19 protein-coding genes and 1 tRNA gene are annotated in these 16227 nt (G+C 58.6%); 6 read left to right on the top strand and 14 right to left on the bottom strand.

Going from position 1 to position 16227, the window contains the following annotated elements; genetic code table 11:
- Window positions 1–131 precede the first annotated feature (131 nt).
- Window positions 132–512, bottom strand: coding sequence for a hypothetical protein (locus F6X24_RS14790; protein WP_151088755.1), 381 nt, complete (start codon window positions 510–512; stop codon window positions 132–134).
- A 171-nt stretch (window positions 513–683) separates the two neighbouring features.
- On the opposite strand from F6X24_RS14790, the gene F6X24_RS14795 reads away from it, so the two are divergent.
- Together F6X24_RS14795 and F6X24_RS14800 are read left to right on the top strand one after the other, a co-directional pair.
- Entirely contained in the window at window positions 684–1316 is a 633-nt protein-coding gene (locus F6X24_RS14795) for an LON peptidase substrate-binding domain-containing protein (RefSeq protein ID WP_151088756.1), read from the top strand.
- A 132-nt stretch (window positions 1317–1448) separates the two neighbouring features.
- Window positions 1449–4385, top strand: coding sequence for a DUF4394 domain-containing protein (locus F6X24_RS14800; RefSeq protein ID WP_151088757.1), 2937 nt, complete (start codon window positions 1449–1451; stop codon window positions 4383–4385).
- A gap of 113 nt (window positions 4386–4498) precedes the next feature.
- Here the strand turns inward: F6X24_RS14800 and F6X24_RS14805 are convergent, their stop codons facing one another.
- The 3 genes from F6X24_RS14805 to F6X24_RS14815 form a co-directional block, all read right to left on the bottom strand.
- A complete protein-coding gene (locus F6X24_RS14805) occupies window positions 4499–4906 on the bottom strand; it encodes an XrtX-associated membrane protein (RefSeq protein ID WP_151088758.1) in 408 nt (135 codons plus the stop codon).
- 92 nt (window positions 4907–4998) lie between these two features.
- Window positions 4999–5550: an exosortase X gene (gene xrtX, locus F6X24_RS14810; protein WP_151088759.1), complete on the bottom strand. Its 552-nt coding sequence runs from the start codon at window positions 5548–5550 to the stop codon at window positions 4999–5001.
- 35 nt (window positions 5551–5585) lie between these two features.
- Window positions 5586–6401, bottom strand: a complete 816-nt coding sequence (locus tag F6X24_RS14815; RefSeq protein ID WP_151088760.1) for a M48 family metallopeptidase — start codon at window positions 6399–6401, stop codon at window positions 5586–5588.
- Window positions 6402–6600: 199 nt separating this feature from the next.
- On the opposite strand from F6X24_RS14815, the gene F6X24_RS14820 reads away from it, so the two are divergent.
- The gene (locus F6X24_RS14820; protein WP_151088761.1) at window positions 6601–7008 is read left to right on the top strand and encodes a hypothetical protein; all 408 of its coding nucleotides are present in this window, start codon (window positions 6601–6603) and stop codon (window positions 7006–7008) included.
- Between the two features lie 62 nt (window positions 7009–7070).
- Here F6X24_RS14820 and F6X24_RS14825 read toward each other — a convergent pair whose 3' ends face one another.
- Complete coding sequence (locus tag F6X24_RS14825; protein WP_151088762.1) at window positions 7071–7412, bottom strand: hypothetical protein; 342 nt, start codon at window positions 7410–7412, stop codon at window positions 7071–7073.
- Window positions 7413–7558: 146 nt separating this feature from the next.
- Here F6X24_RS14825 and F6X24_RS14830 point away from each other — a divergent pair, with 146 nt between their 5' ends.
- Window positions 7559–8272, top strand: a complete 714-nt coding sequence (locus F6X24_RS14830; RefSeq protein WP_151088763.1) for an RsmE family RNA methyltransferase — start codon at window positions 7559–7561, stop codon at window positions 8270–8272.
- On the opposite strand, the gene F6X24_RS19195 is transcribed toward F6X24_RS14830, so the two are convergent.
- From F6X24_RS19195 to F6X24_RS14845, 4 genes are read right to left on the bottom strand one after another with little or no spacing between them, the layout of a single operon-like run.
- The gene (locus tag F6X24_RS19195) at window positions 8269–8481 is read right to left on the bottom strand and encodes a hypothetical protein (protein WP_229725123.1); all 213 of its coding nucleotides are present in this window, start codon (window positions 8479–8481) and stop codon (window positions 8269–8271) included. The two genes, F6X24_RS14830 and F6X24_RS19195, sit on opposite strands and share 4 nt — an antisense overlap.
- Window positions 8482–8877, bottom strand: a complete 396-nt coding sequence (locus F6X24_RS14835) for a hypothetical protein (RefSeq protein ID WP_229725125.1) — start codon at window positions 8875–8877, stop codon at window positions 8482–8484.
- Window positions 8878–8890: 13 nt separating this feature from the next.
- Complete coding sequence (locus tag F6X24_RS14840) at window positions 8891–10273, bottom strand: RtcB family protein (RefSeq protein WP_151088764.1); 1383 nt, start codon at window positions 10271–10273, stop codon at window positions 8891–8893.
- Between the two features lie 24 nt (window positions 10274–10297).
- Window positions 10298–11017, bottom strand: a complete 720-nt coding sequence (locus F6X24_RS14845) for a tetratricopeptide repeat protein (RefSeq protein ID WP_151088765.1) — start codon at window positions 11015–11017, stop codon at window positions 10298–10300.
- Window positions 11018–11149: 132 nt separating this feature from the next.
- Between F6X24_RS14845 and F6X24_RS14850 the strand changes: the two genes are divergently transcribed.
- Window positions 11150–11818 carry a DUF4159 domain-containing protein gene (locus F6X24_RS14850; RefSeq protein ID WP_151088766.1) on the top strand — a complete coding sequence of 223 codons (669 nt, stop codon included), beginning with the start codon at window positions 11150–11152 and terminating at the stop codon, window positions 11816–11818.
- 25 nt (window positions 11819–11843) lie between these two features.
- Here F6X24_RS14850 and F6X24_RS14855 read toward each other — a convergent pair whose 3' ends face one another.
- From F6X24_RS14855 to F6X24_RS14870, 4 genes are all read right to left on the bottom strand, one after another.
- Window positions 11844–12416: a 1-acyl-sn-glycerol-3-phosphate acyltransferase gene (locus F6X24_RS14855; RefSeq protein ID WP_151088767.1), complete on the bottom strand. Its 573-nt coding sequence runs from the start codon at window positions 12414–12416 to the stop codon at window positions 11844–11846.
- Between the two features lie 58 nt (window positions 12417–12474).
- Window positions 12475–13290, bottom strand: coding sequence for a patatin-like phospholipase family protein (locus F6X24_RS14860; RefSeq protein ID WP_151088768.1), 816 nt, complete (start codon window positions 13288–13290; stop codon window positions 12475–12477).
- A 42-nt stretch (window positions 13291–13332) separates the two neighbouring features.
- Window positions 13333–14181 (bottom strand): MBL fold metallo-hydrolase, encoded by an 849-nt coding sequence (locus tag F6X24_RS14865; protein ID WP_151088769.1) that lies wholly within the window; start codon window positions 14179–14181, stop codon window positions 13333–13335.
- Between the two features lie 76 nt (window positions 14182–14257).
- Entirely contained in the window at window positions 14258–15205 is a 948-nt protein-coding gene (locus F6X24_RS14870; protein WP_151088770.1) for an acetyl-CoA carboxylase carboxyltransferase subunit alpha, read from the bottom strand.
- Window positions 15206–15498: 293 nt separating this feature from the next.
- On the opposite strand from F6X24_RS14870, the gene F6X24_RS14875 reads away from it, so the two are divergent.
- Window positions 15499–15572 (top strand) — tRNA-Asp (locus tag F6X24_RS14875).
- A gap of 90 nt (window positions 15573–15662) precedes the next feature.
- On the opposite strand, the gene F6X24_RS14880 is transcribed toward F6X24_RS14875, so the two are convergent.
- A complete protein-coding gene (locus F6X24_RS14880) occupies window positions 15663–16088 on the bottom strand; it encodes a hypothetical protein (RefSeq protein WP_151088771.1) in 426 nt (141 codons plus the stop codon).
- Between the last annotated feature and the right edge of the window lie 139 nt (window positions 16089–16227).

The following is a 16227-nucleotide window of genomic DNA, read 5'->3' on the forward strand; positions in this document are numbered from 1 at the left end:
ATTACCAATACAACCGCGCGGGGCGCACTGCCCCAACAAACGACCGGCCCGTGCGCAAGGGGCAACCGGCACCTCAACTCGCAAGCGAGGTGCTGCTATCCGCGCACACTGCCCCCAGGGGCACAGCCGGACTACGCTCGTGGGGGTTGCAGCAGGGCCGCATCCGGCCCGTCCTGGTAAAGGGTATGAGCGGCGGGCCGGTAGGCCGGGCCTCCCAGCGCCAGCGGCTGCCTCAGCAGCAATGAAGCCGGCAAGTATACCAAAAATGATATATGACTACTATCGCCGTGCTGCCCGTGTAAGGGCAGCCCCTGGTGGTCTTGCTGGTGCTGAGCCGAAAAGGTGCAACCAAAATGCTGCTTGGTACCCGAGCCATAGTGCTCGGCCAGAAACTGGGCCAGCGACAAGCCGCCGCCCGCCGCCGAATGGTGAAAGCGGTAGTGCTCCAGCAGCTGCGGCAGCTTGCTCAGCTCCGACAGGTCGTTCTGCGGAATGAAGCTACCTATCAGCATCAGGCAAGCAAGAAAAAAGGCAACCACCGCTTTCATATCAGGCCCAAAACGCTGTCGGCTACCGAAAGTTTGTCCGGAAGCCCTGATTTACAAAATTCAGAGCTTTTCTAAACAAGCGGCACCCTGGGCTTACTCAAAACATTTCGCGGGCCGCCGTATTCTTGGCTCACTATGCAACTACTTCCCCTTTTCCCGCTCAACCTGGTAGCCTTTCCGGGCGAGAAGCTGAATCTGCACATTTTTGAGCCCCGCTACCGGCAGCTGGTGCGCGACTGCCTCACCGAGGACCAGCCCTTCGGCATCATCCCTTTTCTGGATGATGCTGTGCAGGAGCTGGGCACCCGGATGCGCCTGCTAAGCGTGGAAAAAACCCACCCTGGGGGCGAGATGGACATCCGCACGCAGGCCGTGAGCGTGTTTCGGGTGCAAAAGTTTTACCGCCAGGCACCCGGCAAGCTCTACGCCGCCGGCCAGGTAGAGGACGTGGGGCAGGATGAGGAATCGGACCCGGCTTTGCGCGCTACCATTACCCGGCAGGTGCGCCAGCTATACGAGGCGCTGGGTTTGCGCAAGCTGCTGCTGGAGCTGGACCCCGCCTTTCGCATTTTCGACGTGGCCCACCACCTTGGCCTCAGCACCGAGCAGGAATATCAGCTGCTGGGCACCACTGCCGAGCTTGAGCGCCAGGAGCTGGTACGCGAGCACCTCGAGCGCCTGCTGCCGGCCGTGCTCGAGGCCGAGCGCCTCAAAGAGCGCGTGCGCCTCAACGGGCATTTCAAAAACCTGCAGCCACCCCAGTTTTAAGCTGAGCGCTAGCAAATTATTATGGAAATAATGCCAGTTTTTTCATCCTGCTGATGCGCAAATTCGTACCTTAGCCCAGCCGACACAGCACGGCAGCAGAACAGAACTTAAGTACCTATATTTTAACACGTTATGGAAAAAATTTCCTCTGTCATGTTGCGAACTCGCCGTTGGCTAGGTGCGCTTGTGGTACTGCTACTCGCAGCCGGCGCGTCGGGCCTCCATGCCCAGCCCACCATTATCTATGGACTGGGTGTGTACACTCCAGGAGCGGTTTATGGTGGCCAAAACCTGGCTGGCAATCAAAACCTGGTTAGTATTGACCCGGCCAACCCGAGCAGCGCCAGCGCGCCGGTAGTTGCAATCACGGGCCTTACCCCAGGGCAGGTGCTGGCAGCCATTGAGGTGCGGCCCTATACGGGGCAGCTTTATGGGCTGGGCTACGACGCTGCCACCAACGGCAACAACGTCCAGCTTTATACCTTAAACCCAGCTACGGGCCTGGCAACCAGCGTAGGCGGAGCCTTTCGCCTGGAGCTGGCCGGCAATAATTCCAGCAATACCTCAGGCATTGTGCCGGTAGTGGGCTTTGCTTTCAACGCCCGTACCGACCGCATTCGGGTAGTAGCGCCCAACGGCAACAACTACCGCCTCGACCCCAACACCGGCACCCTGGTTGGAACGGATACGCCGCTGAAATACGTAGCCAATCCGGCCGGGGTAACGCTGCCACCCGCGCCTTACATCGGCGCAGTCGCCTATACTAACTCCAGCATCGGGCTATCGGCCCCCACGCTCTACGACTTCGACGATACCAATACGAACGGTATTCTCTCTATTCAAGGGATGCCGTCGCCTAATGATGGCCAGCTGACCACGGTAGCCCCGGCTTCATTTTACATTACCGGCTCGTCGCAGCCCGGACCTTACCCCCTGGCTTCGCCTACGGCAAATATAGATATTGACGTATTTTATGACCGCCCGACTCGCAGCAACCAGGCCTTTTTGCTGGAAGGGCGGCCGGGCCCCGGCACCATTGTTACGTATGCCTCCAACCTGTACTCGCTGAACCTGACAACCGGCCGGGCCACGCTGATTTCTAATATTTCGGGCAAGGTGCCATACGTAATTTTCAATATTGCCGTGGCTACCGTGATGCCGCTAACCTGGAACGGCAGCGTAAGCACCGCCTGGAACCTGCCGGCCAACTGGACGCCCGCCCGGGTACCTACGTCGGCCGATGACGTGCTGATTCCGGGCAACACGCCCCGGCAGCCCGCAGTAAGCGACAACGAGTTTGCGCTTTCGATAACCCTGGATGGCGGCGCCTCCCTCACCACAGCTGACGGCGGCACGCTCAACGTCAGCAGCAATTTTATTAATAACAATGGTACCGTGCTGGGTAGCGGCAGCGGCACCGTAGCCCTGGTTGACACCCTGCGCCACGAGATTGCCGGTCCGAGCCTTTCGGCCTTTCAGAACCTGGTGCTGGGCGGCACCCTAAATGGGCGCAGCGGCGGGCGCACGTTCACCACCGGGCCGGTGAGCGTGCAAAGCGGGCTCACGCTTATTGGCAACCTGGCTATTGGTCCCAACCAGCCATTTACTCTCCTCTCCAACGCCAGCGGCACAGCCTACGTGGTTAACAGCGGCGGCGTGGCTACGGGCTCGGCTACCGTACAGCGCTATATCACGCCGACCAACCCTGGCCTGGGCTATCGCCACTATTCGGCTCCGGTAAGCAATACCACGGTGGGCGACCTGGCCACCAGCACCTTTACGCCGGTTTTCAATGCCAGCTACAATACCAGCTCCACGCCGGGCACTGTGCGGCCCTACCCTACCGTTTATGGCTACAGCCAGGCGCAGTACGAAAGCTCGCCGGCCAGCGCCGCCACCCCCGATTTTGACAAGGGCTACTACTCGCCCACCGATGGTACTACGCCGTGGGTGCCCGGCACGGGCTACACCGTAAACCTGGGCGGGAATGAGCTGGTTGATTTTAATGGCACGCTTACCAACGGCGACATCAGCACGGCCGGCCAGGGCCGCAGCGCCAAGGCCAACGCGGGCTGGCAGCTGCTGGGCAACCCCTACCCCAGCTCGCTCGACTGGGACCAGGTAGTAGCTACCGGCGGCCTGGTTAATATTCGAAATGCAGTATATGTGTTTAAAAGCAATAGTCAGTACGGGGGCATTTATGCCAGCTACATAAACGGGCAGAGCACTAATGGCGGTACCAATGTTATTCCGGTCGCTCAGGGTTTCTTTGTGCAAACCAGTGCGGTCGGGGCTACGGGCAATATCAACTTTAAGAATACCCAGCGCATCACGACGGGCGCTACGGCTCCGTTTCAGCGCACAGCCGCCGACGCGCGCCCGCAGCTGCTGCTGGAGCTGAGCAATGGCCAAACGGCCTCGCAAACGGATATCTATTTCCAGAATGGCGCCACCGCAGGGTTCGACAACGCCTACGATGCAACGGCGCTGCCTTTCCTGAATGGCTTGCTGCTGGCCACGGAAGCCGGCACTGACGTACTGGCTATCAATGGTCAGCCAGCGCTGGCGGGCAGCGTTGCCATTCCGCTGCAAGTGGGCGTGGCCGCGGCCGGCACGTACTCGCTGCGGGCGGCTACCCTCGCCAACCTGCCCGCCGGCTACCACGCCTACCTGCGTGATGCCATCCTGAATACGTACACCGACCTGAGCCTCACGCCCAGCCTTACGCTCAGCTTAACCGCTACGCCATCTAACGGGCGGTTTGCTATCCTATTCAGCCCGACTGCTCCACTGGCTACGGCGCCGGCCGCGCTGGCTGCCCTGGCTTCGGTATATCCTAACCCTGCGCATGGCACGGCCACGCTGCTGCTGCCACAGGCGCTGCGCGGGGCAGGTAGCTGCTCGGTGCAGCTAGTAAATGCGCTCGGCCAGACTGTGCTCACCCGCACAGTAGCGGCCGGTGGCCCCGACACCTTTGAGCTACCCCTTGTGGGCATTGCCGCGGGTGTCTATACAGTGCGCGCTACTACTACCAGCGGCCAGGTTACCAAACGATTAGTTGTGGAATAGTCCAGCAGCCTGCATTTAGTACAACAGCCCCGCCAGATAGCTCTGGCGGGGCTGTTTGCAGGTAGTGGGTATTAATTCGGTGCTCCATCAGATTATCCCGCGCATGCCGCCGCTCAGCGCCGGGCAATGCCACGAGTGCCAGGCCACAACAAAGGCAGCAGCAGCATGACGGGTAGGGGTGAAACCAGAAAGTCGATAATGCGCCGGCTCAACTTAAATGCCCAGGCAATATTGCCCCCAAGCCGGCCTCCCAGTACCAGCAGCGCATAAAGCACCAGCAACACCAAGTAAAACTGAATCACCCAGCGTGTTCGCTGTGGGTTACGCAGCAGCACATGCAATAGCAGAATACAGCCCCCAACGTAGAGAATACTATAGCTCACCATGGCCGGAATACTACGGGTAGTAACTAGGTTACTCGTACCGCGCTGCCAGCGGCTAATAGCGCCGCTTAGGCCCAAACCCTCAAATAGCGCCTGCCAGGCACGCGTCAGGGCCGCAAAAACAGCCTCCGATTCCATACCTGCCCAAAATATAAGCCCGGCCAAAAGCCCAGCCAGCATCAGCTGCCCAGGTTTGAGGGGAGTAACCGGTCCTAATACCACCCGACCACTCATGCTTCAGAGGCGGCCGGTGACCCAAACCAGCGTACCCACTGCATCCAGAGAAGACAGATGAAGGCGTACACCACGAAGGAAAACGTGTAGTGGTGATTAAAATCAACCGAGCGATGGGCGTAGTGATGATTCAACGCCAGCGCTGCTACGCGCACTATATTCAATAAATATAATGTAACAACTCCCAGCGGAATAAACCAAAGCTTGGGCCGTAACGGCCCCGGAAAAGCGATAATAAAACCCGAGAACAGCGCGTAGAGTACCAGCCCATCGCACTGGTAGCCTACCAGCACAGCGGGCTGACCATCCACCGCCAGCGTAGTAGAGCCCGCAGCGGCCGTAGCCGCAAAGCCCAACAGGCGCAGCAGTCCGGCACTGGCCGCCGCGATATTCACCGAAAGCCAGCTGTCGAGCCGGCCATCGGGACCAATAAAGCCTTCGTAGCCAATGAGCCATACCAGGTAGAGGCTGGCGGCCACTAGTAGAAACTGCCAGCGGGGGGCTAGTCGTTGCCAGCTCGTCGGCGCAGAGGTAAGTTCAGGAAGCATAGGCACAAATATATTGGCCCGGCTCCCACAAACTACTATTGTTTTAGCCCACTCGGTATTCCCTGCGGGTAATCCTGCTGAATATCTTTTTGTAGCTCCTCAATGCGGTTGCCCGGGTTGGGGTGCGTACTCAGAAACTCGGGCGGGTTGCTGCTACCAGCCTGCTTTTCCAGCATCTGCATCACGTTAATCATGGCGTGAGGGTCATAACCAGCCTGGGGCGTAAACTTCACGGCAAAATTATCGGCCTGCAACTCGTCGTTGCGGCTAAAGCGCAGGGTTACGAGCTTAGCAATCATGGCGGCGGCGGCGGCGCGGGCCACACTGCTACCGGGGCTGTTGGGGTCGTAGGCCGCGATGGCCGCCGCGCCGGTCAGGCCCTGCGTCAGCTGGCTTTGGGCTACCTGCTCGGCCGAGTGCCGGGCCACTACGTGGCCTATCTCATGGGCCAGCACGCCGGCCAGTTGCGCTTCCGAGGTCAGGTTTTTCAGCAAGCCCTGCGTAATAAACACCTGGCCGCCCGGCAGGGCAAACGCGTTGATTGTTTGGTCATCAGCCAGCAGGTGAAACCGGTATTGATACTTGGTCTTCTGGTCGAGGGCATTGGCCTGCACGATGCGCTGGCCCACCTGCTGCACGGCGGCCGTGGCCCGGGCATCACTGCTTTCGCCGCCGTACTGCTGCTCCATCTGCGGCGCGGCCTGCACACCAAGGGCAATTTCCTGGTCGGCCGACATATTCACGTGCTGCTTCTCGCCGGTGACAGGGTTGGTTGAAGTGTTAAAAAAGTAGCCCAGCAGCGTTACCACTGCGATGATGAGGCCAATAATAACGCGAAAGTTCAGGCGCATAAACTGCAAAGAATAAGAGTGAGTGTGAAAGCATAGCGTAGCCGCGCTATAGCCCAGCTACAGGCTGTGTAACGCACCACCGCGCGCCAGGTTATCCCCAGCACCTTACGTGGGCACTGGCCCTGGGGGGCAAATCAGGTTTCAGCCCTAGCTTCGCCTTGCCCAAGCCGGACTACATCGCGCTTGCGGGCACTGCTATATGGCTGTTTTCCTTCTTCAACGCCCGATTGTTCGGCCGCTTCTGCTCCTGCTGAGCGGAGTGCTGCTGGCTGGCTGCGGCCGTGCGCTGCCCGATATTCCGGGCTTTGCCGCGCCGGCCTGGCGGGCCGACCGCTATGCCTGCGGCGGGCACCGCGCCGCGCTGCTCCCGCCGCTGCTGGCGGCCCGCCCCCGTCTCTATGAGGCCCGCGCCAATGATGTAACGGCCGTGCTCGGCCCGCCCGATGAGGAAGAGCTGCTGGCCCAGACCGAAAAGGTCTATCATTACTACCTTACGCCCGGCGCCCAATGTGGGCCGCGCCGCCCCCACACCAGCGGCCCGCGCCTGAGCATTCATTTTGGCCCGCTTGGCACGGTAACGGAGGTACAGGCTGACCCCCTACCGTAAATTTATAAAAAAAGCCAGCTGCACGCGGCAGCGGGCTTGTAGTTATTTACCTAATCAGCGGCTTAGCCATTGCCGCCGCCCGAGGTTTCGTCTTGCTGCAGCTGGCTCAGCTGCGAGGGCGACATTATTCGGCCGCATTCCTGCTCGTACTGCGACTGCAGCTCGGCCAGCTGATTAGCGCGGGCGGGCCCGTCGTTACGGGTAGCCTGCTCAATCTCCCGCTGCCGGGTCAGGCGCATCCTGTTTAGCGTAAGCAGCTTCACAAACTGACCTTCGTTGAGCTGCAAGCGCGCACTCATTTCGCGGGTCATCTCGACTACCGTTTGGGACGAAACCGTCTGGGCCCGGCCGCTGAAAGTCAGCAGAGCGGCCAGCGGCAGAAGAAATAGCGAAGCAGTTGACATAGCGGATAGAGAGAATGTACAGGCAGGTCTTGGTATTTTACCAGATTAGATTTCAGCCCTAACCTTCCCGCGCTGACCGATAGTTCCGCCGGTTTCTTTTTTACTCCCTAAGCAGTACTCCCTCCGCAAGCCTTATTTTGCCCTTCATGCTCACTTGCTTTGCCCCCGACCTTCAGCCCACTTTAGCCACTTACACACTTTCGGAAGAGGAAAGCAAGCACGCGGTGCGCGTACTGCGCCTCCGCCCTGACGCGCCCGTTGTGCTCGTAGATGGGCACGGCACGGTGGCCACCGCCTTCATCGCCGACGACAACCCCAAGCGCTGCACGCTCACTATTACTGGCCGCGAAACCATCGCCCCGCGCCCCACCTACACCCACGTGGCCGTGGCCCCCACTAAAAACCTCGACCGCATGGAGTGGCTGGTTGAAAAGGCCGTGGAAGTCGGCATCGAGCGCCTGAGCTTCCTGCGCTGCGCCCGCTCCGAGCGCCGCGACCTCAAGCTGGAGCGCCTGGAGAAAATCGCCGTCAGCGCCCTCAAGCAGAGCGGCCAGGCCTACTTGCCCCAGCTCGACGAACTAATCGACTTCGACAAATTCCTGGCTAGCCTCGACCCAGCCACCACCTTCATCGCCCACCTTGAAGCCGGCGAGCGCACGGCGCTCGCCCAGGTTATCGGCGCCGCGCCGCGCTGCTGCGTGCTCATCGGCCCCGAGGGCGACTTCTCCCCTAGCGAAATCGAGCTGGCGCTGGGTCGGGGCGTGCGGCCCGTCACGCTCGGCAGCTCGCGTCTGCGCACCGAAACGGCCGCGCTGGCGGCCGTATTCACGGCGCAGGTAGTGCGGGAGCTTAAAAGCTAAACTACTACTTTATTGAGCAAATGCTTTGCTGCAACTGCCGCCGCTAGCTGGTCGTATTTTAAAACTGCCGTCAGCTTTTTCAATGATTTAAGCGTAATCGAATGCTGGCTACGCGTGTAGTTATTTAATTCTGCCGTGGCTAAAACGTAAAATTCCCACTGGTTCAGGTTTAGCGGGTCAACCGTTTGCTTATCTTGATAATGAAGCAATCAAAAAACGTAGACATCGGCGTGGCGCCCGGCTACAGTACCTTGCTTATTGGTCAGACTATCCCAAGGTAAAGCGGGTTTCGTGCTGAATGAAATACTGGATAATGCTCGCTGAAACCACGACTGTAGATAGGCCGAAGATTTCACTTCCAGCTTTACTCCATCAGGAGTTTCTAGGTCAAACGCACTCCATTCTTCCCGAACTTTTGTGATGTCAATAGCTACTGCGGTAGCCACGATAAATTCGGCTAGCCGGCCCCGCGTGGCATTGCTCAAAACATCGGAAACACTCCAACGCCAAAAATCAAGCAGCGAGTAGTGGAGGGCGATTTGGTTAAAAACCAATGCTTCGTCGCCAGTTTTCAGGGTAGCTGTCGATTTATCTAATGGCGTCATAACGAACTTAGAGCTAAGGAGTTTTACCCTGACGCTTCTTCACGCGCCAGGGGGCATTTTTCTCCCAGTCGCCGGCCATGATGCAGCCGTAGGGCCGAATCTCGTCCACGGTGCGGGCTAGCTTGAACTCGGCAATCTGCTGCTGCACCTGCGCGGCGTTTTTGTAGGCGCTGGGCAGCTCCGAAATGTCGATTTCGTTGAAGAAAAAGCGCGCGTCAATGCCCTGGGTTTCCTCCGCAAACCACTCCTCGCGGGTTTTGTCAGCCTTGCTGTACTTGTGACGGGTGCGGCTGAGGTTGCGGCCCGCGCCGTGCGGGGCAAAGCCCAGGTTATTGGCCGTGGTGTCGCCTTCGACAATTAAAATTGGCTCGGCCATATTCAGCGGAATAATGCGGGGGCCGGTGATATCGGGCATAAACTGCGGGTCGAGCGGCGTGGCACCCTTGGCGTGGTAATACAGGTCGCCGGCCCGAAACACGAAGCTGTGCTCGTTCCAGAAGCGCTGCTGCACCGGCGCTTGCAGGCGCCCAGCAATGTCGTCGTGCAGGCAGAGGTGATTAAGCTTGGTCCACCGGCGCACGGTTTGCAGCGCCGCCCAGTAGGCCATGCCCTCGGGCGACTCGGCGGGCAGCCAGGCATTGGCCGGGGCCGTGGCGGGCGATAGCTGCTGGCGGAAGCGCTCAGCCACCTTCATGCCTTCGGTGTAGAGGCGCGCGCCCACGCCCCGCGAGCCGTGGTGCGTCACGAGCACCGTGTCGCCGGTGGCGGCCGAGGTACCCACGTACAGAAAGTGGTTGCCGTCGCCCTGCGTGCCAAGGTGCTCCTGCGCCAGGCTCAAGGTTTTCTCGGAGCTCAGAAACGGGTTCTCTGCAAACTCGGCACGTAGCGCGGCGGGCAGCGCGTACTGGCGCTCGGGCAGCCGGCCGCCCGGCCCGAAGTGCGTGACTTGCTGGGCCACGTCGAGTACCGTTTTGGGGTCAATTTTGCCCAGGTTGGTCAGCATTACCGAGCAGCAGATGTCGGCCGAGTGCATGCCGGGGTGAATGGCCTGGCGCGCCACCACCACGCCACCCACCGGAATGGTGCCCAATGGCCCGGCCGGGCAGGCGTCAGGCATTATGGCGCCCGTCACCACAGTGGGCGTGCGCATGAGCTGCTGCATCGACAGCCGCACGGCGTCGATATTCTGCTGCTCCACGGCCGTTTCGGCTCGGATATTCTCGTAAAACGGCAGCGACGTAGCCAGTAGCGGAATCTCGGCTGGCGGCTTCACCGTGTCGAGGTAGGCTAGCCGGGCCTCGCCTTCCAGCTCATGCTCGTTAATATGCGCCAGGGCATCTTTAAACCATTTGCCCGATTTGAAGCCGAGGTCGAGGAGGTCTTTGCCGGTAGTCATGAGTGGGATAATTTCCTGGAAGACTTATTTACATAGTTTGTCAATATAAGCCCCTGCTTTAGTATCGCCCATTGCCTGTCCTTTGAGAAAGTCTACGCAAGCCTTTTCTTTTTGCCCGAGCATGTACTCATAATACCCTTTTATAGTATTTGCCGCAACGTTATCCGCCTTATATTCTATTGACATTTTCAGGTCTGCTACGGCAAGCTGATATTTTTTGGCTTCTCCATTGAAGTTACCCCGATAAAAATAAGCGTTTCCATACTTTGGATTAAGGCTAATAACCTTTGTCATATCTTCAATTGCCCCACTAATATCACCCAAAGCATGTCGATAAGTTGCCCTGGTATAGTACCCATAGAGAAAATTAGGTTTCAATTCCAAAACTTTATCCATGTCCACAACAGCTTTTTTATGTTGCCCAATGGCAGCGAAAGCATTCCCCCGCTGAAAGTAGCCAAATACAAATGTTGGGTCAACCTGTAAAGCTTTATCATCCTCTTGAATGGCTTTGCGAAAGTCCCCTTGCAGCATTGCCACAAGCCCTTTACCGTAATAAGCGTAAGCGTTTTTTGAATTTTCTTTTGTAGCAATGTCAAATTCTTTCAGTGCACTGTCAAAATCAGACGACAGCAAGTAATTATTACCTTTTATAAAATGGTCGTCACAAGGCTGATTGTCTGCCTGTTTACAACTAACGACCAACGTGAGAAGTGTTGCGATGGAAAGTATTTTGTTTATCATAAGATACGCAATTTGTTTTTTTTCAAAAATATGGCAAAGCTTCCTGCTCTGCTCCTGCTCAACTGACCTGCGCCGAACTTTCTGCGCTAGCCCTTTCTTTGTGGAGTAGGCCGGCTAGCCCGGCTCCCCGCCATGCTGAAAAACTTCCTTCTCGCCGCTAGCCTCCTGCTCACTACCACGGCCGCCACGCCGCCCGCCGCGCCCAGCTACCAGATTGCCAAGCTGCACTACGGCGGTGGGGGCGACTGGTACGCCAACAAAACGAGCCTGCCCAACCTCATCAGCTTCTGCAACCAGACGCTGCATACCAACATCGCGCCCGACGAGGCTACCGTGGAACTCGACGCGCCCGAGCTGCTAACATATCCTTTTCTGCATATGACTGGGCATGGCAACGTCAGCTTTACCACGGCCGAGGCCCAGAACCTGCGCAAGTACCTGGTGGGCGGCGGCTTCCTGCACATCGACGATAACTACGGGCTCGACAAGTTTATCCGCCCCGAGATGAAGAAGGTTTTTCCCGAGCTGGAGTTCGTGGAGCTGCCCTTCTCCCACCCTATCTATCACCAGAAGTATCAGTTCCCCAGGGGCCTACCCAAAGTACACGAGCACGACGGCAAGCGCCCGCAGGGCTTCGGGCTCATTTACAAAGGCCGGCTGGTGTGCTTCTACACCTACGAGTGCGACCTCGGCAACGGCTGGGAAGACGTGGGCACCTACCCCGAAGACCCGCCCGCCATCCACGACGCGGCCCTGCGCATGGGCGCCAACCTAGTGGCATATGCGCTCACGCAGGATTGATTTTTCAGTTAACTGCTAACTGAAATTACCGCACGCCCTGCGCTGGGAAGCGCCCCGTCTTGGTGCGGTAAAAAGCCTTGATTTCCTCCAGGTCTTTTTCGTAATCGCCAGAAGGCCAGACGACCGGGCCTACGCCGGCTTCTTTTTTCTTGTAATCGAGAAAGCCTAGTACAATGGGCACCTTCGCTTCCAGCGCGGCAAAGTAGAAGCCCTTGCGCCACTTGGGCTGATAAGCGCGGGTACCCTCGGGCGTAATAAGAATAACCAGCTCCTCGCGCTGCTGAAACAGCTGCACCATGCCATCGACCAGGCTGTTGTTGCGGCTGCGGTTGACGGGCAGCGCGCCAATAGCTTTCACGAGCCAGCCCAGCCAGGGGTTTTCGGTCCACTCGCTTTTCACGGTGAAGCGCACGTCCACATCCATGATGTAGAAAGCCGCGCGGGCCATAATGATATCCCAGTTGCTGGTATGTGGGGCCGCAATCATCATGCATTTGCGGATATCCGGCGGTATCTGTCCGGTTTGGCGCCAGCCGGCCACGGCAAAAATAGCCTTTGCGATGTAATACCAGAACGTAGATGTTTTGCGGGCGGCCATAGGGGTGGAAGAGCGAAAAAGTGCGCAAAGCTAGGCAAAAAGCCCGGCCTAGCCTTAGTTAGATGCCGGTCGGCAGCAACGCCCGTAGCGCGGCCGCCTGGCTTAGCGCGTAGCGATAGCCGACAGCATATAGCTCGGCCGCCTTACGGTAGTCGAGTGGGCGGTAGTTGAGCAACTCGGGCGGCTCCAGCAGCAGTGCACACTGCGCCTGACTGGCAACAGTATTGGCATGAATGGCCAGTTGGAGCGTGCGCTCAATTACCCGGCGCAGCGTGGGCAGACGGGCTTCGCGGTTGAGCGGATTGCAGTGCACACCCACTACCGGCGGGCTGCCGGGTGGGCCCAGCAGGGGCTCAACGGGCAGGTTGTTCAGCAGGCCGCCATCTACCAGCAGCCGGCCCTGGTACTCGATGGGCCGGTACAGAATAGGTACTGCCGACGAGGCCAGCAGCGGCAGCAGCAGCGGCCCCTCACTGAAATAAACCGTTTCGCCCGCGCGCAGGTCGGTAGCGGCCAGCGTGAGCGGGCGGTTCAGGTCTTCAAAGCGCAGTTGCTGGCCCAGATGCCGGGCCAATAGCTGCTCCACCGCGTCGAGCCCCAGCAGTCCGTGCCGGCTAAAAACCGGGCGGGTAAGGCGCACAACATTAGTGGTTTGCAGGAGCCGCAAAATCTCGCGCGGCGCAAAGCCGGCCGCGTAAAACGTGGCCGCAATGGCCCCCGAGCTAACGCCCGCTAACCGGCCAACCGGTATGGCCAGCTCCTCCAGCGCAGCCAGTACGCCCAGGTGCGCGATGCCCCGTGCCCCACCGCCCGACAGGGCCAGGCTAAGACCGGCCGCCGGTTTCTGACTCCTGCCTTCTAGCTCCGGAACCATAGCTGTTTGCACTCGCAACCCTTAAACAGGGTGCCGGAAATATTAGAGGTCACTAATACGCAGCGTTTCGGCCAGCCGTACGCCCTTATCGGTGAGTTGCACGGTGCAGGCTTCATGCAGCGGGTCGTGCTCCAGCAGCAGCACCCAGCTTTCTTCGGCGGCGCGGCGCAGCACCGCCTCTTTTTCGCTGAGCGTGACGAGCGGGCGCACGTCGTAGCTCATCACGTAGGGCAGCGGAATGTGGGCCGCACTTGGCAGCAGGTCAGCCATGTAGGCCAGTGTGCGGCCTTGGTACTGCATCAGCGGCACCATCATTTTCTCGGTGTGGCCGTTGGCAAACAGAATGTCGCTGAACTGCGGCAGGGCATCGGGCACTCCGTGAGCCGGGTCGATAAAGCGGAGCTGGCCGCTTTCCTGAATGGGTCGGATATTCTCAGCCAGGAAACTGGCTTTCTCGCGGGCGTTGGGTTGGTTAGCCCAGACCCAATGTGCTTCGTTGCTCCAGTAGGTAGCGTTTGCAAAAGCCGTTTGCAAGGCGCCATCGGGCCGGCGCACCACCGAGCCGCCGCAGTGGTCGAAGTGCAGGTGCGTGAGAAAAACATCGGTGATGTCGGCACTCGTAAAGCCCAGCTTGCGCAGCGATTTTTCGAGGGTGTCGTCGCCGTGCAGGTAAAAGTGGCCCCGAAACTTTTCGTCCTGCTTCTCGCCAATGCCATTGTCGACAAGAATCAGGCGCCCGCCATCTTCCACCAGCAGGCAGCGCATGGCCCAGGTACACATATTGTTGGCGTCGGGTGGGTTCAGCTTCTGCCACATCGACCTGGGTACCACGCCAAACATGGCACCACCGTCGAGCTTAAACAAACCGGTATCTATCGAATGGATTTTCATATGGAGTTATAGCTTAAAAGCTGAAGTCGTAGCTATCTGGCTACCAGCCCGCGCTTTCAACTTTATAATCCTACGTCTATTCAACCACTACCCCCATTGCCGAAAACTTATCGATGCGCTGCGAAATGCGCTCTTCGGCCGGTATGGCGGCTAGCTCCGCCAGCGTTGCGAGCAGGGTTTGCTTGAGCGTATTTATCATCTGCGCAGCATCGGTATGAGCCCCACCCAGAGGTTCTTTGATAATGCCATCAACGAGGCCGGCCCGCTGCATATCAGTAGCCGTAAGCTTAAGCGCCTCGGCGGCCTGCTCCTTATAGTCCCACGAGCGCCATAGGATACTGCTGCAAGACTCGGGAGAAATAACTGAATACCAGGTATTTTCCAGCATCATCACCCGGTCGCCGATGGCAATACCCAGCGCGCCACCGCTGGCCCCCTCCCCAATAATGATACATACGACGGGTACCTTAAGCATGAACATTTCCTTCAGGTTGCGGGCAATAGCTTCGCCCTGGCCACGCTCTTCCGCTTCCTGGCCCGGATAAGCTCCCATGGTATCGATTAGCGTTACGATAGGCAGCTTAAACTTTTCAGCCAGCTTCATCAGACGCAGCGCCTTACGATAGCCTTCGGGGTTGGCCATGCCAAAGTTTCGGTACTGCCGCTCCTTGGTATTGTGGCCTTTTTGCTGACCAATAAACATCACCGCCTGGCCATCCAGCTCGCCCAGGCCGCCCACCATCGCCTTATCGTCGCCCACGGTGCGGTCTCCATGCAACTCTACAAACTTGTCGACCATTCCCCCAATATAATCCAGCATCTGGGGCCGCTCGGGGTGGCGCGAAAGCTGCACGCGCTGCCAGCGCGTGAGGTTGGCATAGGTTTCCTTTTTCAGGGCTTCTATCTTGGCCTCCAGGGCTACAACGGCGTCTGCTACGTCGACGTCGCTGTCTTGGGCGAGTTGCTGCATCTGACGCAGCTTGTCTTCGAGGGCGGCAATGGGTTGTTCAAAATCAAGCAGCATAAGTGGGGTCGCTGAGTAATCGGGAGTGCTAAATGCGTTTTTGGTGCCGATAAAGGCCTTGAGCTACCAAGCAGCTCATGCGCCATAAGCGACCAAAATACCGGGCGGCAAAGGTAAACCCAAACCCACACTAGCCGCCATCAAAAATTAATCCCCTTGAAAAACAAGCCTCAACGCCTGTACAATCCCCAAACACCCGCTTTTTTTGGCCCGTTGCTTGTGGAAACGTTTTCCCTTGCCCTACCTTTGTATCACCAAAACGGAAAAGCGACATGCTTTCTGTTTTAGCAAACGGTTTGGTAGTTCAGTTGGTTAGAATGCCGCCCTGTCACGGCGGAGGTCGCGGGTTCGAGTCCCGTCCAGACCGCGAATCGTTTGCAAAAAGGCCATTTCCAGCTCGGAAATGGCCTTTTTCTTTGTCCAAACTGAAAAGGGTGGCAAAAAGGGTGGCAAGCCGTTACCGGATTGCGGCATGCTCGCGGTCCTGGGCCCGGTAGTTTAGCTCCAGCTCAATAGCGGCGGTATCCGTCTGGTCCCAGCCGATATACTGGCGGCTGGGCAGGGCGCGCACCGCATCTTCCACCCGCTCGACGGCTCGTATCAACTCCTGGCCACTGGCCGATGCCCCGGCCACCGACGGTACCGCGCCGGTACCACCTACTCCCCCATCGGCAAAGTAGCCGGGCTTGGGCCGCACCGGTGCCCCGCCCCGATACAGGCTGGTATCAATCAGCTCATCGACCAGGTGCTTGTTGTTGGCGTAGGTGTCGCGGGAGAGAATCATGTAGGCCTCGCCTTTCTCCCACTCGCCCAGGTGCTCACCGGTGGCCCCGTCCACCATCCGGATACCACCGCCCGAGTGACGCTGCCCAACGTCGGCCACGCCGGCGCGGGCATTGATGCGGCCACCAGTCGCGTAATGCTTGATACTCTGCCCAGCGCGGCTGAAGAAACCACCCTGACTTGAATTTGGGTGCTCATTGTGAGGTTGTTAAGGGGTGATGTTGATACTGTAATATTCT

The organism is Hymenobacter baengnokdamensis (genome assembly GCF_008728635.1).
Lineage (GTDB): Bacteria > Bacteroidota > Bacteroidia > Cytophagales > Hymenobacteraceae > Hymenobacter > Hymenobacter baengnokdamensis.

Excerpts from the sequence above, each read along its gene's own strand:
- F6X24_RS14820 (WP_151088761.1), top strand. The coding sequence starts at position 6,601 with ATGGCTGTTTTCCTTCTTCAACGCCCGATTGTTCGGCCGCTTCTGCTC.
- F6X24_RS14855 (WP_151088767.1), bottom strand. The coding sequence starts at position 12,416 with ATGGCCGCCCGCAAAACATCTACGTTCTGGTATTACATCGCAAAGGCT.
- F6X24_RS14865 (WP_151088769.1), bottom strand. The coding sequence starts at position 14,181 with ATGAAAATCCATTCGATAGATACCGGTTTGTTTAAGCTCGACGGTGGT.
- F6X24_RS14825 (WP_151088762.1), bottom strand. The coding sequence starts at position 7,412 with ATGTCAACTGCTTCGCTATTTCTTCTGCCGCTGGCCGCTCTGCTGACT.
- F6X24_RS14840 (WP_151088764.1), bottom strand. The coding sequence starts at position 10,273 with ATGACTACCGGCAAAGACCTCCTCGACCTCGGCTTCAAATCGGGCAAA.
- F6X24_RS14835 (WP_229725125.1), bottom strand. The coding sequence starts at position 8,877 with ATGACGCCATTAGATAAATCGACAGCTACCCTGAAAACTGGCGACGAA.
- F6X24_RS14805 (WP_151088758.1), bottom strand. The coding sequence starts at position 4,906 with ATGGAATCGGAGGCTGTTTTTGCGGCCCTGACGCGTGCCTGGCAGGCG.
- F6X24_RS14870 (WP_151088770.1), bottom strand. The coding sequence starts at position 15,205 with ATGCTGCTTGATTTTGAACAACCCATTGCCGCCCTCGAAGACAAGCTG.
- F6X24_RS14800 (WP_151088757.1), top strand. The coding sequence starts at position 1,449 with ATGGAAAAAATTTCCTCTGTCATGTTGCGAACTCGCCGTTGGCTAGGT.
- F6X24_RS14815 (WP_151088760.1), bottom strand. The coding sequence starts at position 6,401 with ATGCGCCTGAACTTTCGCGTTATTATTGGCCTCATCATCGCAGTGGTA.
- F6X24_RS14850 (WP_151088766.1), top strand. The coding sequence starts at position 11,150 with ATGCTGAAAAACTTCCTTCTCGCCGCTAGCCTCCTGCTCACTACCACG.
- F6X24_RS14830 (WP_151088763.1), top strand. The coding sequence starts at position 7,559 with ATGCTCACTTGCTTTGCCCCCGACCTTCAGCCCACTTTAGCCACTTAC.
- F6X24_RS14790 (WP_151088755.1), bottom strand. The coding sequence starts at position 512 with ATGCTGATAGGTAGCTTCATTCCGCAGAACGACCTGTCGGAGCTGAGC.
- F6X24_RS14860 (WP_151088768.1), bottom strand. The coding sequence starts at position 13,290 with ATGGTTCCGGAGCTAGAAGGCAGGAGTCAGAAACCGGCGGCCGGTCTT.
- F6X24_RS14845 (WP_151088765.1), bottom strand. The coding sequence starts at position 11,017 with ATGATAAACAAAATACTTTCCATCGCAACACTTCTCACGTTGGTCGTT.
- xrtX (WP_151088759.1), bottom strand. The coding sequence starts at position 5,550 with ATGCTTCCTGAACTTACCTCTGCGCCGACGAGCTGGCAACGACTAGCC.
- F6X24_RS14795 (WP_151088756.1), top strand. The coding sequence starts at position 684 with ATGCAACTACTTCCCCTTTTCCCGCTCAACCTGGTAGCCTTTCCGGGC.